Raw genomic sequence first — 13,299 nt, 5'->3', positions numbered from 1 at the left:
GGCCGCGTCCAATTCCACAGCCCGCCGCCTTTGGCGGACATTATTAGTTGCGCCTTCCCCAAGAGAAGGCCTCAAGGAGACCTTGCACCATGGCCCACACCGCCAAACATCTTGTCCTGACACTGGCCACGGCGGCCTTGCTCTCAGCGCCGTTCGCCGATGCCGCCAAGTTCGGCGGTGGCAAATCCAGCGGCATGCAGCGCTCGGCGCCGTCCAAGAGCCAATCGTATAGCAGCACCCCGGCGCAGCAAGCGCCGGCGCCCAGCTACGGCAAGGCCGCCCCGGCTGGCGCGCAACCGCGTTCGTCTGGCGTGGGCGTAGGCACCGCCGTAGCCGCCGGCGTGGCCGGCGCCGCCGCCGGTTATATGCTGGGCTCGGCCATGAGCGACAACAATCACAGCGCCCCGCAGCAAGCGCAGCAGGCGCCGGCGCAAGCCAGCGGCTCGCCGATGCCAGCACAGCAGGCGCAAGCCATGACCGGCGCTGCGCCGGCAGCTCCGGCGCCAGCAGGTGGCGGCATGCCGTGGGGCACGCTGCTGTTGCTGGCGGCTTTGCTGGGCGGCGGCGCCTGGTGGATGATGCGCCGCAAATCAGCGCCGGCGCTGGGAGGATCGGGCGCACGGCAGAACAGCGCGCGTGACAACCTGAGCCAATACAGCGGCGGCCCGCGTGATAGCCTGGCCGGCAATCAGCCGGTGCCGGGCACCGGTGGCGGCCTGTTCAATCAGTACAACACCGCGCCGTCTCCGCTGGCTAGCGGCCGTCTGCCGGATGGCACCGAAGCCCCGCACTTCCTGCGTCAGGCCAAGGCGACTTTCATGCACCTGCAAAGCATGAATAACCCGGCCAATGTGCAAGAAGTGGCCAAGTACCTGACCCCGGAGATGTTTGCCGCAGTCAAGGCGGAAGTCAGCGCCAACAGCGAAACCGCCGACTTCCCGACGCTGAATTGCGACTTGCTGGACGCCGTGGAAGAACACGGCCGTTATATCGCCAGCGTGCGCTTCCATGGTATGGTCAGCGAATCGGTCAACGCCCCGCTGGCGCCGTTCTCGGAAGTCTGGCATTACGTCAAGGGGACGGATACCGACAACAAATGGCTGGTGGCGGGCATTCAGCAGGAAGGCTGATCCGCGCTCGGCACAGCAGACAAAAAGCCCGCCAATGTGCGGGCTTTTTTTGGTGCACCGGCGTACAAAACCATGCACAATGACGCCGCCCATTGGCATGGCGTGCCTACAATGAGCCAGATGGCGCATCATGCTTGCCGGCTTGGCCTGGCATTACACTTGCTTTACAACTGCGTTCAGCGCCATCATGCCGGAAATCGCAACATCGTCACCATGGCATAGCTGACTGCAAGCCCCGACGCCGCCAGCCGGCCAACCCGAGATCGCCACACCCCGAACACCATGAGCGCACACCTTGCCCCTCCCTGCCTGCCTTTGTCGGCCCCCGCGCCGGCCGGGCTGGTGTGCAGCTCACACTTTCAGCCCATTTACAGTCTGGCCCACCGTCGCCTGATCGGTGTGGAGGGCTTGTTACGCGCGCAGGACATCCAGGGCCGACCCGTGCCACCGCTGGAGCTGTTCAGCCCGCATGTGCCACTGGGGCAACGCGCCGCCCTCGACCGCCACGCCCGCGCCCTGCATGTGGCGCACTATGCCCGCCTGGGCCTGGCCAACAGCTGGCTATTCCTGAACGCCGATGCCGAAGGCTTTTTGCTGGATGGCGAGGCCGTCGAAAATTTTCCCGGCTGGCTGGCCGCCCACGGCTTGCGCCCCGATCAGGTGGTGCTGGAAGTGTTGGAGCATCGCATTGACGATCTGGATGCTCTAGTGGCGGCCTTGCGCCAGCTCAAGCGCCAGGGCTGCGTGATTGCCGTGGATGATTTCGGCGCCGGCCACGCCAATATCGACCGGCTGTGGCGGCTGGAGCCCGACATCGTCAAGCTGGATCGCTCACTGCTGCGCGACGCCAGCCAGACCCGCCAGGCGCGCGCACTGTATCCACGGCTGGTGGCGATGTTGCAGGAAATCGGCGCGCTGGTGGTGGCGGAAGGGGTGGAAAACGAACGTGAAGGGGTGATTGCCCTGGAATCCCAGGCAGACTTTGTGCAGGGCTATTACTTTGCCCACCCGGCCGCGCAACTGCCGGACAGCCAGTTGGTACTGCCAGTGCTGGACACCCTGTGGCACGATTATGAAGTGCGCGAGCACGCCCGCCGTCAGGGCGCGGCGGCGGTGTACCGCAGCGTGCACGCGGCGTTCCGTCAGTGCGCCAACGCGCTGACCGCCGGCACACCACTGGCCGACGCCAGCATGATGCTGCGCCAGCACCCGGACGTGTTGCGCTGCTTTGTGCTGAATCAATTTGGCGAACAAGTGGGCGACAATGTCGGCGCGCGCGGCCAGGCCAATGCCCGCCGCTTTGCCCCACTGGCCGACGCCCGAGGGGCGCGCTGGTCGCGGCGGCCGTATTTTCGCAGCGCCATGGAACAACCCGGCCGGGTGCAGCTGACCCAGCCGTATCTGTCGGTCACAGAGCCGGTATCCTGCGTGACCATGTCGCTGGCGCTGGAAATCCAGGAGCGCATTCACGTCTTGTGCGCCGACTTGCTGTGGCACGAGCGGGTGACGCTGCCGCCAGCCAGCTGAACCCAGGCGCCGGACTCAGCGCAGCGATGCTGGCGACGGAGGTGGCCGCCGGCCGTGAAAGCAAGATGGCAAGGCCACACCACCACACCAGAGATTTTTAGCGTCGCTCACCAAACCCAGCGAAGCGGCCCTGGCCAGGCGTGTGACCGCAGACAGTCAAGCAGTACGGCAAGGTCACAAACAACGCCAGGAGGGTTTTGTGAGCGGCGCTTAGCGCGCCTGATCAAGATACTCGTACAGCGTGACCACTTTCAGGACGCCCGAGGTTTCACTGGCCAACTGCGCCGCCTCCTGCCCTTCTGCCTCCGACACCAGCCCCAGCAAATAGACTTCGCCGCGCTCGGTCACCACCTTGATGTGGTTGGACGAGAAATTCTTGCCTTGCAGCAGACGGGTGCGCACCTTGGCGCTCAGTCCGCTGTCGTTCAGCCGGTTGCCCAGGGTGGAGTTGGGGGCAATCACCACATAGTTATACAGCTTGCGCACACCAGGCTGCGCCCGCGCCAGAAAATCCACCTGCGCACGGGCATTGTCGTCCGGTACTTCGCCGGTCAGCAGTACGGCGCGGTTGAACGAGGTGACGTTGACATGCACACCGGGCACCTTGTCGGCAATTTGCCCGGCCAGTTTGACTTCAAACGTCTGATCGTCAGTATAAGACCCGGTGGTGCGCCGATCCGTGCCCACCATGGCAGCAGCACCCGCTCCGGCCACGACCACCGGCACGCAGGCCGACAAGGAAGACATCAGCACCAGCGCGCCCACGGCCACACCCAATCCGCGTCGCATCATTCACCCCCCAGCAGCATGTAATCAATGGCATCACACAGCGCATGAATCATCAGGATATGCACTTCCTGGATGCGTGCGGTACGGAAGGCCGGCACATTGAGCAGAATGTCCTCACTGGTCAGCAACTCGCCAATCTTGCCGCCATCCTTGCCGGTAAAGGCAATCACGGTCATCTGCCGCTCGTGGGCGGAGTGAATCGCCTCAATCACATTGGCGGAATTGCCCGAGGTGGAAATCGCCAAGAGGATGTCGCCGGTCTGCCCCAGCGCGCGCACCTGCTTGGAGAACACCATATCAAAGTCGTAGTCGTTGCCAATAGCCGTCAAGGCCGAGGTGTCAGTGGCCAGCGACAGCGCTGCCAAGCCAGGGCGCTCTTTTTCGAAACGCCCGACCATTTCGGCGGCAAAGTGCTGGGCGTCCGCCGCCGAGCCGCCATTGCCGCAGGCCAGAATCTTGCCTTCATTCATCAGGCAAGCGACCATTTTTTCGGCGGCCACGGCGATGCCGGGCGACAGCACTTCCATGGCTTGCTGCTTGGCGGCAATGCTTTCGATAAAGTGCTCGTTGACGCGCTGGATCAAATCCATCGGGCTTCCTTCTTCCTTCAGATAATGTTCTGCACCCAGTGTGGCGGCTGCGCGCCGTCAAACAGCACGGCGTCAAAGCGGCACGGCGGCACGCTGGACAGGGTTTGCAGGTAGTGTTCGGCAGCCAGCGTCAAACGCGCCTGCTTGGCCGGGGTGATGCTGGCGGCAGCGCCGCCAAAGCGGGCGCTGCGGCGCTGCCGCACCTCGACAAACACCACGGTGTCGCCATCCTGCATGATCAAATCAATTTCGCCCAGCCGGCAACGGTAGTTGCGCGCCAGGCAACGCAAGCCGCGCGCTTGCAGCCAGACCAGCGCGCGCGCCTCGGCGGCGTCGCCGCGCTCATTCATCGACGGCCCGCAGGCTGCGCTGCACTTCGCGGCCGCGCAAACTCAGCCAGCCGGTCACCCCATCCAGCGTCAGCCCCGGCGTATCACGCCCCGCCAGCCGGCGCGCCAGCCGGAAGGCGTCAATGCCCTGGGCATACAGCCGCTCGGTAGCCAGCGTCAGCGGCTCGGCCGGACGCGGATAGCGCGCCGCCGGCGCCGCTTGCGGCGACAGCAGCCACGGCATATCCAATTGGACCACCCCCGGCCAGGCCAGTTGCGGGCGGGCAAAATCACTCAGACTGGCCGCCGCGTACGCAGGCAGCGCGCTCAGCAAAGGACGCAAAGCAGGCCAGTCCCGCCCCGGTACGGCCAGCACCACGGCATCCGCCTGGGCGGCCAGCTCGTTCAGGCGCGCGCGCTCGGCTGGCCACTGCACCACCCAGCGCGGCGAGCGGCCATGAATATCCGTCCAGGCGGCGCGCCACCCCTGCGCCAGCCGCTGCGACAGCGGGTCAGCGCCCACCACCAGCAGCGGAAACAAATGCCCGGCACGGTGCATGGCCAGCGCCATTTGCGCGCCCTCGCTCTCCACCGCCAGATGAAACGCATACAAGGTCGGTGCGGCGCTGCCAGACACGGTATTCAGCGCCAGGGTGGGCACACTGGCGATTGACGCCAGCTCAGCCACCGCCTCGCGTGCCAGCGGGCCAATCACCACGCTCGCGCCATCGTCCAGCGCGCGCTGATATTGCGCGCGCACATTGTCCGTCTCGGTGTCGTACCACGCCAGTTCAGCGTCGGCGTCCACTTTCCAGGCCGCTTCAATGCCCTGGCGCAGCACTTGGCCAGCATCCGCCAGCGGGCCGCTGGCCGGCAACAACACCGCCACGCGCGGCGCCGGGCCGGCTGGCGCGCTAAGCTGGCCCGGCTGGGCCACGGCCTGCGCCACAGGCGCAGGCAGAATGGCCGTCAGCGGCGAGTGCAGCGCCGCCACATCATTCAGATCGGTGCTATAGTTCGGGCCGGCGGCCGGCGCGGCCGCCATCCATGCTGTCAGCAGCCATCCGCACAGTATTCGCAGCCAAGGAGCCCGTCGTTGCATACCCCACTCTTTCCGATTGTCGAAGACGCCCAAGCGTCTCTGGTGAACGGCACATTATATGTGGTGGCCACACCGATTGGGAACGTAGCAGACATCAGCCTGCGCGCACTGGCCGTGCTGGCCCGCGCCGACCTGATCTGCGCCGAGGATACTCGTGTCACCGGCCAGTTGCTGACGCGCTATGGCATCCAGAGCAAACTGGTCAGCGTGCGCGAGCACAATGAACGCACGATGGCCGACAAAGTCTGCAACTGGCTGGCCGAAGGCCAGCTGGTGGCCCAGGTATCGGACGCCGGCACGCCAGCAGTGTCCGACCCTGGCGCGCGGCTGGTGGCGGCGGTGCGCGCCGCCGGTCATCCGGTGTGCGCCATTCCCGGCGCCTGCGCAGCGGTGACCGCCCTGGCCGCCAGCGGCGTCACCACCGCCGAGTGGCTGTTTCATGGTTTTTTGCCACCCAAGCGCGGCGCGCGCTGCAAGCAGCTGGAAAGCTGGCGCGATGCACATTATGCCGTGGTGCTATACGAAGCGCCGCACCGGGTGGCCGAATGCGCCGCCGACATCGCAGTCACGTTGGGCGAATCCCGCCTGGTGACACTGGCGCGCGAGCTGACCAAAACCTTTGAAACTGTGCGCACCCTGCCGGCTGGCGAACTGGCGCAGTGGATTGCCAGCGACAGCAATCAGCAACGCGGCGAGTGCGTGCTGATCATCGACGCCGCGCCCCCCAGTGCCGCCGAAACCGCCATCGACGCCCAGGCCGAACATACCTTGCGTGTGCTGCTGGCCGAGCTGCCGCCCAAACAAGCCGCCAAGCTGGCTGCCACACTGACCGGCGCGCCGCGCGATGCCTTGTATCAGCTGGCCGTCAGCCTGCGCCACAGCGAATAATTCAGCCTTGGTTTACAGTCCGAGCGCAGCAAGGTATGATTTGCACCTTACCGGAAAGCAACACCTGCCCAGGTGGCGAAATCGGTAGACGCAGGGGACTCAAAATCCCCCGCCGCAAGGCGTGTCGGTTCGAGTCCGACCCTGGGCACCAACAAAGCAACACACTCCTGCAAGACATTCTCGGAACCCCCGTGGCACGCCACGGGGGTTTTTTATTGCCGCCAGAAATACAAAAACACGCGCCGCCGGCCACCCAAACTCGCTTGGGCAAACGGCGGCGCGTGACTCAGCCCATTGCTGAGAATCAGGCCACGCCAATCACCCCGCCATCATCACGACGAATCACCACCGTGGCCGAACGCGGACGCCCACCCGCCGCGCCATCCGGCCAGGCGGAGACAGCCTTGGGCGCCGCCGGGTCGGAACGCTCGGACGAGGTTTCGCCCGGGTGCTGGATGTTGATGAACATGGTGCGGTTATCCGGGGTAAAGGCAATGCCGGTGATTTCGCAGCCGCGCGGGCCAGTCAGGAAGCGGCGGAACTCGCCACGCTCGGGGATCACCGCCAGCATCTGGTTATTGCCCATGCCGGCATAGTCTTTTTCGTTGAGCGTGCTGGTGGAGACATCGGTCTGCACCCACAGCAGGCCATTGCTGGCGAATTTCAGGCCATCCGGGCTGCCAAAGGTGTCGCCCTGCACGCTGGCCTTCTTGTCGCCCTTGCCGGTCGGGCTGCCGCCCAGTGCGAACAGATCCCAGACAAATTCCGTGGTAGCCGGGTTGTTATCGCCTTCAAACCAGCGAATGATCTGACCAAAGCTGTTGTCCACACGCGGGTTGGCAGCGTCCACACCCGGCTTGCCCTCCTTGCCGCGCTCGCTGTTATTGGTCAGCGTGCAGTAAATTTCGTAGGGCTTGTGCGGGTGGGCGGCGATCCACTCCGGGCGGTCCATCTTGGTGGCGCCCACCAGGTCAGCGGCGCGGCGGGTGTGGATGCAGATGTCGGCCTGGCTGGCAAAGCCATTGGCGGCGGTCAGACCGTTCTTGCCGTGCGTCAGCTCCAGCCAGCGGCCGGTGTTGTCTTGATCAAAGCGCGCCACATACAGTGTGCCATGATCCAGCAAGTCGAAGTTGGCTTTACGGTTTTTCGGGTTGTACGGCTTGCTGGACACAAATTTATAGATGTATTCAAAGCGCTGGTCGTCGCCCATATACACCACCACGCGATTGTCCGGCGCCAGCACCAGCATGGCGCCTTCGTGCTTGACGCGGCCCAGCGCGGTGCGCTTGACCGGGGTGGACTTGGCGTCGAACGGGTCGATTTCCACCACCCAGCCAAAGCGGTGCGCTTCGTTCGGGGTGATCTGGCGGTCAAAGCGGAAGTCGGTTTCCGACCATTTGTAGCCGGCGTCGGTGGCCTTGATGCCGTAGCGCTTGTCGTCAGCGCTCAGTTCGCCGTTGTTGGCGAAGTAATCGCTCCAGTTTTCTTCACAGGTCAGGTAGGTGCCCCACGGCGTCTGGCCATTGGCGCAGTTGTTCAGCGTGCCCAGCACGCGCACGCCCTTGGGGTCGTCCTGGGTTTTCATCAGTGCGTGGCCCTTGGCCGGGCCGCTGATGGCGCACGGGGTGGTGGCGGTGATGCGACGGGCCAGCGCCGACGGGCGCACCACGCGCCAGCCCTTGCCGGTGTCTTCCACTTCAATCACCGACACGCCCACGGCGGCTTGCGCCTTGGCGGTTTTCTTGTCGTTCCAGTGGGCCATGCCGTCCGGGTGCAGCAGACCATCATCGGTGTATTCGTGGTTGATGGCCAGCAAACCGCGCTTGCTGTGCGCCGAGCCAAACGGCAGCGGGAAGTAGGCCATGCCGTCGTGGTGCATGCCGGCTTGCAGCGCCTGCTCTTCGGCGCTGTTGCTGGCATCCTGCTTGAAGGTCGGCTGCTTGCCCGGCACACCCACCGGATCGCCCCAGGCGTACAGCACTTGGGTGGAATAGCCAGCCGGCACATGCACCACGTCATCCGTCGAGAACGGCAGGCCGGTAAAGCCCAGGCTCAGCGGCGCTGTCGGGGTCGCGTTGGCGGCCTGCGCCAGCTGGCTGACCGTGCCGCCAGCCAGGCCCAGCGCCAGCGAGGCGCCCAGGCCCTTGAGCAGACCGCGACGGTCGAGCGAGGCTTCAAGAATGGCGGAAAACGCCGGGTTGGACGAGGCGTTGACGACGCTGTCGTCGGTTTTGATCAGGCGGCTCATGGGTGACGCTCCGGAAGTCAGCAACAGTTGAGAACCTGTCGAAAATACGTCACGCCGATGACACAATCGTGGCGAAAAGATGACTTCCAGATGACAAAGCCCGGCACAAGGCCGGGCTTTGTCATTACAACAGGCAGAATTAAGACTCGCGGGCCACCTGCCGCCAAGGCGCATTCAGGCGCGACGCCCCGCCTGCACGGTCAGACGAGGTCAGGGTTTGCAGCTCACCGGCTTCATGCTGACGCCGGCTTTGCTGAGCGCGGCGCTGCCCGCTTCGTCCAGGCTATCCAGCCGTACGCTGGCGCTGGTCACCGCTGTGCCGCCGCGCGGCGCCAGCTTGGCCGGATAACCGCTGTCGTTCAGGCGCTTGACCATGGCCTTGGCGCTGTCTTCTTGCGAGAACAAGCCCATGGACAGGCCGTTTTTGTTTTCGCCTTCGGTGTTGACGATGTAGTTGTCAAAACCCTTGTCTTTCAGCGCCGCCGATTGCTTCACCGCCTCGTCGCGGTTGGCGTAAGACGGCAGATATACCCAGAACTTGCCGCCGGTGCGGCCAGTTTCCTGCACGGTTTCGTGCATCTTGGCGGCCAGGCCGGCCTTGTTCAACGCAGCTTTGAGCTTGCTGGCGGCGGCAGAGTCCAGGTCCGTGGCCTGATAGCAGACCAACTTGGGCTTGGCGTCTGGTTTGGCGTCGGCTTTTTTGTCAGCCGCCTTGGCGTCGGTTTTGGCGACTTCCGGCTTGGCGGGCTCTGGCTTTTTCTCGGCAGATTTACTGTCTTTCACCTCGACCTTGGGTTCGGGCTTTTTCACCTCGGCCGGTTTACTTTCTGGCTTGGGCTCGGGTTTGCTTTCCGGTTTTTTCGGCTCAGCCGGCTTGGCTTCGGGCTTGGCAGCCGGCGGCGTGGGCATCGGCTTGCTGGCTTCTTTCAGTGGCTCAGGCTTGGGTGCGGCAGGTTTGTGCTCGGGGGCTTTGGCAGGCTCTGGCGCAGGTTTGGCCGGCTCAGGCGCCAGCGCCGCCGCCAGAGTGGTCACCGGCGGCGTGACTGGGGCGGCAGGCTCCGCAGCAGGCGGTGGGTTTTTCGCGGCTTCTTGCTGGGCGGCGGCCAAGGCCGAGCCCGGTTTGGGCGCGGTCAGCGCTTCCAGCGGCGAGGGTTCATTGCCCTGCCCAGCCAGTTTGATCTGATTGGCGTTGCTTTCCCGGCTCTTGATATCAGTCGGCGCGGGTTTACTCAAGGCGCCCAGCAGCGCCACCACCACATTGGCCGCCACCAACGCGGCTAAAAACCATTTCATCATGGTCTTGTTATCCTGGCTAATCCATCCAGCGCGAGATTATCCACAATCTGGCAGTCCAGCGGGAGATGACGCGCCACTAAATTGGCGTCGCCGCCGGTCAGATACACGGTGGGGGCTGGCCCCAAGGCCTGCATGCGCTGCACGCACAGCATGATCGGGGCCAACATGGCGTTCAGACAGCCGCTATAAATAGCGTCAGCCGTGGTGTGCGGAAAATCCTGATACTCCCCGTCCGGGCGACCCAGCCGTGCGGTGCCTTGCGCCAGGCTGTCGCGCATCAACTGCAGGCCCGGGGCAATCGTGCCGCCCAGAAACACGCCATCCGCCGACAAGGCATCGACGGTCAGCGCGGTGCCAGCCGCCGCCACCACCTTGGCGCCCGGCGCCCGTCCCCAGGCGCCCAGCAGCGCCATCCAGCGGTCAGCGCCCAGGCGTTGCGTGTCGTACTGACAGGTGACGCCCGCGCACTGCGCCTGCGGCCATTGCCAGGCCATGGCCACGCCGGGCGGCAGGCAGGCGGCAATGCGCGAGCCCAGCGCCTCGCTGGCCACCGTGCAGCCCAAGGCCTGCTCAGGCGCCCAGCGCGCACAATCGGCGGCCAGCGCCGACAAATCCTCATGCGCGGCGGCGCCTTCGGCGCAACGTTGGCCGGCGGCGTCCAGCAGTCGCCATTTCACGCGGGTGTTGCCAGCATCCAGCAGCAGCTTCATACCAACCTCCGCAGGCTGACTTCACCGGCGTGCACGCTGCGTTCGCCCTCGCTGGTCAGCAGGCGCAGCGCACCTTGCGCGTCGATGCCCAAAGCCAGGCCGGCCAGCGCCTCGCCCTGCATCGGCGCCACCACCACCGGCTCGTCCTGCCAGGCGTGCCAGTGTTGCCATTCGGCCTGGAACGGGGCAAAGCCTTCGTCGGCAAACTGGCCAAGCGCCGCCGCCAGCTCGGTCAGCAGCGCCGCCGCCAGCACATTGCGCGACACGGTAACACCCGCTTCACGCAAGGCGGCGGCCGGTTGGCCCACATCGCCCGCTGGCAGCAGATTCAGGCCGACGCCAATCACCACAGCGGATGGCCCCAAGGCGTCGCCGGCCAGCTCAATCAGAATGCCGGCCAGCTTGCGCTCGCCCAGCAAGAGGTCATTGGGCCATTTCAGCCGCACCGGCGCGCCCAGGCGGTTCAGCACGCGGGTCAAGGCCACGCCGACCACCAGGCTCAGCCCGGACAATTGGCCCACGCCGCATTCAAAACGCCACAATAAGGAAAAAGTCAGGCCGCCGCCCAAGGGGGCCAGCCAGCGCCGGCCAAAACGGCCGCGCCCGGCGGTCTGTGATTCCGCCAGCCGCGCCAGGCCGCTGGCCTCGCCTGCGGCAGCGCGGGCCAGTACGTCGCTATTGGTGGAGGCGGTTTCTTCCACCACTTCCACCCGCACGCCAGCCGGCGCGCCGGCCTGAATGGCGGCGGCGTCCAGCCAGTCGATCGGGGAGAGCAAACGGTAGCCTTGACCGCGCACGCGGTCGATGCGCAATTGATAGCCGTCGGCCAGCGCCTGAATGCGGGCGTTGACTGAGGCGCGCGAACAGCCCAGCTCTTCGGCCAGGCGCTCGCCAGAATGCACGCCGCCATCGGACAGGCGGCGCAATACCGCCCACACCGGAGCCTTCATGGCTCAGCCCTGCGCACGGATGCGGGTGAGCATGGCGGTGGTGGAGGTTTCGAACTCAAACGGAATCGAATGCACCTGCCCGCCGCGCGCCAAGGTTTCGGCGCTGCCGACAATGCGTTCGATCGGCCAATCACCGCCTTTCACCAGCACGTCCGGGCGCACCACGTCAATCAGCTTGGCCGGGGTATCTTCGTCAAACCAGGTCACCAAGGACACGCTTTCCAGCGCGGCCATCACTGCCGCGCGCTGGGCCAGCGGATTGATCGGGCGATCGTCGCCCTTGCCTTGCCGACGCACCGAGGCGTCGGTATTGAGCGCCACCACCAAGCTGGCGCCCAGCGCGCGCGCTTGAGCCAAATAGCTGACATGCCCCCGATGCAGGATGTCAAAACAGCCATTGGTCATCACCAGCGGGCGAGCCAGGGCGGACAGCCGCTCGGCCAGTTGTTCCGGCGGACACAGCTTGCGTTCAAATTCGGGGGCGGGGTAGTTCATGGCGTTCCATCACGCGGTGGCGGCAACCAGCTCCTTGCGGTAACGGTTGAGTTGCTGCACCGACTCAAAAGGGCGTTCAAACAAACTCGACAAGTTGCGAAGGATACCACCCACCACGCGCGATTCCCATTCGGCGGTGAAGCGAATCTTGTGGGTCAGCCAGTCTTCCAGCCATTCCGGGTCGGGCAAGCGGCTTTGTACGGTGTCGTTGGGGAACAGCGCCTGATTGACATGCAAATTGGTCGGATGCAGCGGCTTGCCAGAGCGGCCGCTGGCGGCCATCAGCATGCCGATTTTGGCAAACGCCAGCCGCGCCTGGTCGCCAAAGCGGTCGATGGCCTGTTTCATATACTTGAGGTAGGCGCCGCCATGGCGGGCTTCGTCGCGCGACAGGGTGCTGTAGATGTGCTGAATCACCGGCTCGGTATGCCATTCCGAGGCGCAGCGATACCACTGGGTGAGGCGCACTTCGCCGCAGAAGTGCAGCATCAGGGTTTCCAGCGGCGGGGCGGGGTCGAACTCAAAGCGCACGGCGTGCAGCTCTTCTTCGGTGGGGACCAGTTCCGGGCGGAAGCGGCGGAGGTATTCAATCAACACCAGCGAATGCTTTTGTTCTTCGTAAAACCAGATCGACATGAACGCAGAAAAATCGCTGTCGTGGCGATTGTCGCGCAGGAACATCTCGGTGGCCGGCAACGCCGACCATTCGGTGATGGCGTTCAGGCGGATGGTTTGCGCCTGTTCGTCAGTCAGCAGCTCGGGGTTGAACTGATCCCACGGAATGTCCGTGGCCATGTCCCAGCGGGCTTTTTCCAGCTGGGCGAACAACTCGGGGTAAAGCATCCAGAAAGTCCTTGTGGGCGTCTCGACAAGAACTGCATTGTAGAAGAACACCTGCGGCAGCGGAAATGTTTTCTATTCCCATTTTTGTAGTATGGTTTTGTTTTGTAAGGAGAATTTCAAACATCCGTCAGAATTTCGCCATCAGCAAAATCGACCGGATATAGACAGCCCAGCGCGCCGACAGCGCCAGATAGACAGCAAAATACCCCAGCAAAACCGGGGTTTAGCGCGGTTCACAAACCCCACCTGAAAATCAAAAACCCAAATACAAAACCCCCTGTAGCGTGAGCTACAGGGGGTTTGAATGGGAGCCTGGCGTTGACCTACTTTCACACGGGTAATCCGCACTATCATCGGCGCGAAGTGGTTTCACTGTCCTGTTCGGGATGGGAAGGAGTGGGG

General features: G+C 64.5%; 13 protein-coding genes, 1 tRNA gene and 1 rRNA gene. 4 read left to right on the top strand and 11 right to left on the bottom strand.

What is annotated here, in order from left to right:
- Positions 1-89 precede the first annotated feature (89 nt).
- The gene (locus DFR34_RS06265; RefSeq protein ID WP_110390306.1) at positions 90-1,130 is read left to right on the top strand and encodes a Tim44 domain-containing protein; all 1,041 of its coding nucleotides are present in this window, start codon (positions 90-92) and stop codon (positions 1,128-1,130) included.
- Positions 1,131-1,412: 282 nt separating this feature from the next.
- Complete coding sequence (locus DFR34_RS06260; RefSeq protein WP_110390305.1) at positions 1,413-2,657, top strand: EAL domain-containing protein; 1,245 nt, start codon at positions 1,413-1,415, stop codon at positions 2,655-2,657.
- Between the two features lie 210 nt (positions 2,658-2,867).
- Here the strand turns inward: DFR34_RS06260 and DFR34_RS06255 are convergent, their stop codons facing one another.
- From DFR34_RS06255 to DFR34_RS06240, 4 genes are read right to left on the bottom strand one after another with little or no spacing between them, the layout of a single operon-like run.
- Entirely contained in the window at positions 2,868-3,449 is a 582-nt protein-coding gene (locus tag DFR34_RS06255; protein ID WP_245906822.1) for a BON domain-containing protein, read from the bottom strand.
- Positions 3,446-4,036, bottom strand: coding sequence for a phosphoheptose isomerase (locus DFR34_RS06250; protein WP_110390304.1), 591 nt, complete (start codon positions 4,034-4,036; stop codon positions 3,446-3,448). Before DFR34_RS06250 ends, DFR34_RS06255 begins: the two co-directional genes overlap by 4 nt.
- Positions 4,037-4,053: 17 nt before the next feature.
- On the bottom strand, positions 4,054-4,386 hold the full coding sequence (locus DFR34_RS06245; RefSeq protein WP_110390303.1) for a YraN family protein: 333 nt from the start codon (positions 4,384-4,386) through the stop codon (positions 4,054-4,056).
- Positions 4,379-5,410, bottom strand: coding sequence for a penicillin-binding protein activator (locus DFR34_RS06240; protein WP_158281747.1), 1,032 nt, complete (start codon positions 5,408-5,410; stop codon positions 4,379-4,381). Before DFR34_RS06240 ends, DFR34_RS06245 begins: the two co-directional genes overlap by 8 nt.
- Positions 5,411-5,461: 51 nt before the next feature.
- Here DFR34_RS06240 and rsmI point away from each other — a divergent pair, with 51 nt between their 5' ends.
- Both rsmI and DFR34_RS06230 read left to right on the top strand, forming a co-directional pair.
- Positions 5,462-6,355 carry a 16S rRNA (cytidine(1402)-2'-O)-methyltransferase gene (gene rsmI, locus DFR34_RS06235; protein ID WP_245906821.1) on the top strand — a complete coding sequence of 298 codons (894 nt, stop codon included), beginning with the start codon at positions 5,462-5,464 and terminating at the stop codon, positions 6,353-6,355.
- Positions 6,356-6,421: 66 nt separating this feature from the next.
- Positions 6,422-6,506, top strand: a tRNA-Leu gene (locus tag DFR34_RS06230).
- A gap of 153 nt (positions 6,507-6,659) precedes the next feature.
- Here the strand turns inward: DFR34_RS06230 and DFR34_RS06225 are convergent.
- From DFR34_RS06225 to rrf, 7 genes are all read right to left on the bottom strand, one after another.
- Entirely contained in the window at positions 6,660-8,603 is a 1,944-nt protein-coding gene (locus tag DFR34_RS06225; protein WP_110390301.1) for a PhoX family protein, read from the bottom strand.
- 210 nt (positions 8,604-8,813) lie between these two features.
- The gene (locus DFR34_RS06220) at positions 8,814-9,899 is read right to left on the bottom strand and encodes an SPOR domain-containing protein (protein ID WP_146215067.1); all 1,086 of its coding nucleotides are present in this window, start codon (positions 9,897-9,899) and stop codon (positions 8,814-8,816) included.
- Positions 9,896-10,609: a type III pantothenate kinase gene (locus tag DFR34_RS06215; protein ID WP_110390299.1), complete on the bottom strand. Its 714-nt coding sequence runs from the start codon at positions 10,607-10,609 to the stop codon at positions 9,896-9,898. Before DFR34_RS06215 ends, DFR34_RS06220 begins: the two co-directional genes overlap by 4 nt.
- A complete protein-coding gene (locus DFR34_RS06210) occupies positions 10,606-11,559 on the bottom strand; it encodes a biotin--[acetyl-CoA-carboxylase] ligase (RefSeq protein WP_110390298.1) in 954 nt (317 codons plus the stop codon). The genes DFR34_RS06215 and DFR34_RS06210 overlap by 4 nt, the downstream gene beginning before the upstream one ends.
- Before the next feature lie 3 nt (positions 11,560-11,562).
- Positions 11,563-12,054, bottom strand: coding sequence for a D-glycero-beta-D-manno-heptose 1-phosphate adenylyltransferase (gene rfaE2, locus DFR34_RS06205; protein WP_110390297.1), 492 nt, complete (start codon positions 12,052-12,054; stop codon positions 11,563-11,565).
- Between the two features lie 9 nt (positions 12,055-12,063).
- Positions 12,064-12,897 carry a ferritin family protein gene (locus DFR34_RS06200; RefSeq protein WP_110390296.1) on the bottom strand — a complete coding sequence of 278 codons (834 nt, stop codon included), beginning with the start codon at positions 12,895-12,897 and terminating at the stop codon, positions 12,064-12,066.
- A gap of 310 nt (positions 12,898-13,207) precedes the next feature.
- A 5S ribosomal RNA gene (rrf, locus tag DFR34_RS17940) occupies positions 13,208-13,299 on the bottom strand; the annotation flags it as partial.

Source organism: Rivihabitans pingtungensis, assembly GCF_003201855.1.
Classification (GTDB): domain Bacteria; phylum Pseudomonadota; class Gammaproteobacteria; order Burkholderiales; family Aquaspirillaceae; genus Rivihabitans; species Rivihabitans pingtungensis.
This window is presented reverse-complemented; position numbering and strand designations above follow the sequence as displayed.

Excerpts from the sequence above, each read along its gene's own strand:
- DFR34_RS06265 (WP_110390306.1), top strand. The coding sequence starts at position 90 with ATGGCCCACACCGCCAAACATCTTGTCCTGACACTGGCCACGGCGGCC.
- DFR34_RS06260 (WP_110390305.1), top strand. The coding sequence starts at position 1,413 with ATGAGCGCACACCTTGCCCCTCCCTGCCTGCCTTTGTCGGCCCCCGCG.
- DFR34_RS06255 (WP_245906822.1), bottom strand. The coding sequence starts at position 3,449 with ATGATGCGACGCGGATTGGGTGTGGCCGTGGGCGCGCTGGTGCTGATG.
- DFR34_RS06250 (WP_110390304.1), bottom strand. The coding sequence starts at position 4,036 with ATGGATTTGATCCAGCGCGTCAACGAGCACTTTATCGAAAGCATTGCC.
- DFR34_RS06245 (WP_110390303.1), bottom strand. The coding sequence starts at position 4,386 with ATGAATGAGCGCGGCGACGCCGCCGAGGCGCGCGCGCTGGTCTGGCTG.
- DFR34_RS06240 (WP_158281747.1), bottom strand. The coding sequence starts at position 5,410 with ATGGCGGCCGCGCCGGCCGCCGGCCCGAACTATAGCACCGATCTGAAT.
- DFR34_RS06225 (WP_110390301.1), bottom strand. The coding sequence starts at position 8,603 with ATGAGCCGCCTGATCAAAACCGACGACAGCGTCGTCAACGCCTCGTCC.
- DFR34_RS06220 (WP_146215067.1), bottom strand. The coding sequence starts at position 9,899 with ATGATGAAATGGTTTTTAGCCGCGTTGGTGGCGGCCAATGTGGTGGTG.
- DFR34_RS06215 (WP_110390299.1), bottom strand. The coding sequence starts at position 10,609 with ATGAAGCTGCTGCTGGATGCTGGCAACACCCGCGTGAAATGGCGACTG.
- DFR34_RS06210 (WP_110390298.1), bottom strand. The coding sequence starts at position 11,559 with ATGAAGGCTCCGGTGTGGGCGGTATTGCGCCGCCTGTCCGATGGCGGC.
- rfaE2 (WP_110390297.1), bottom strand. The coding sequence starts at position 12,054 with ATGAACTACCCCGCCCCCGAATTTGAACGCAAGCTGTGTCCGCCGGAA.
- DFR34_RS06200 (WP_110390296.1), bottom strand. The coding sequence starts at position 12,897 with ATGCTTTACCCCGAGTTGTTCGCCCAGCTGGAAAAAGCCCGCTGGGAC.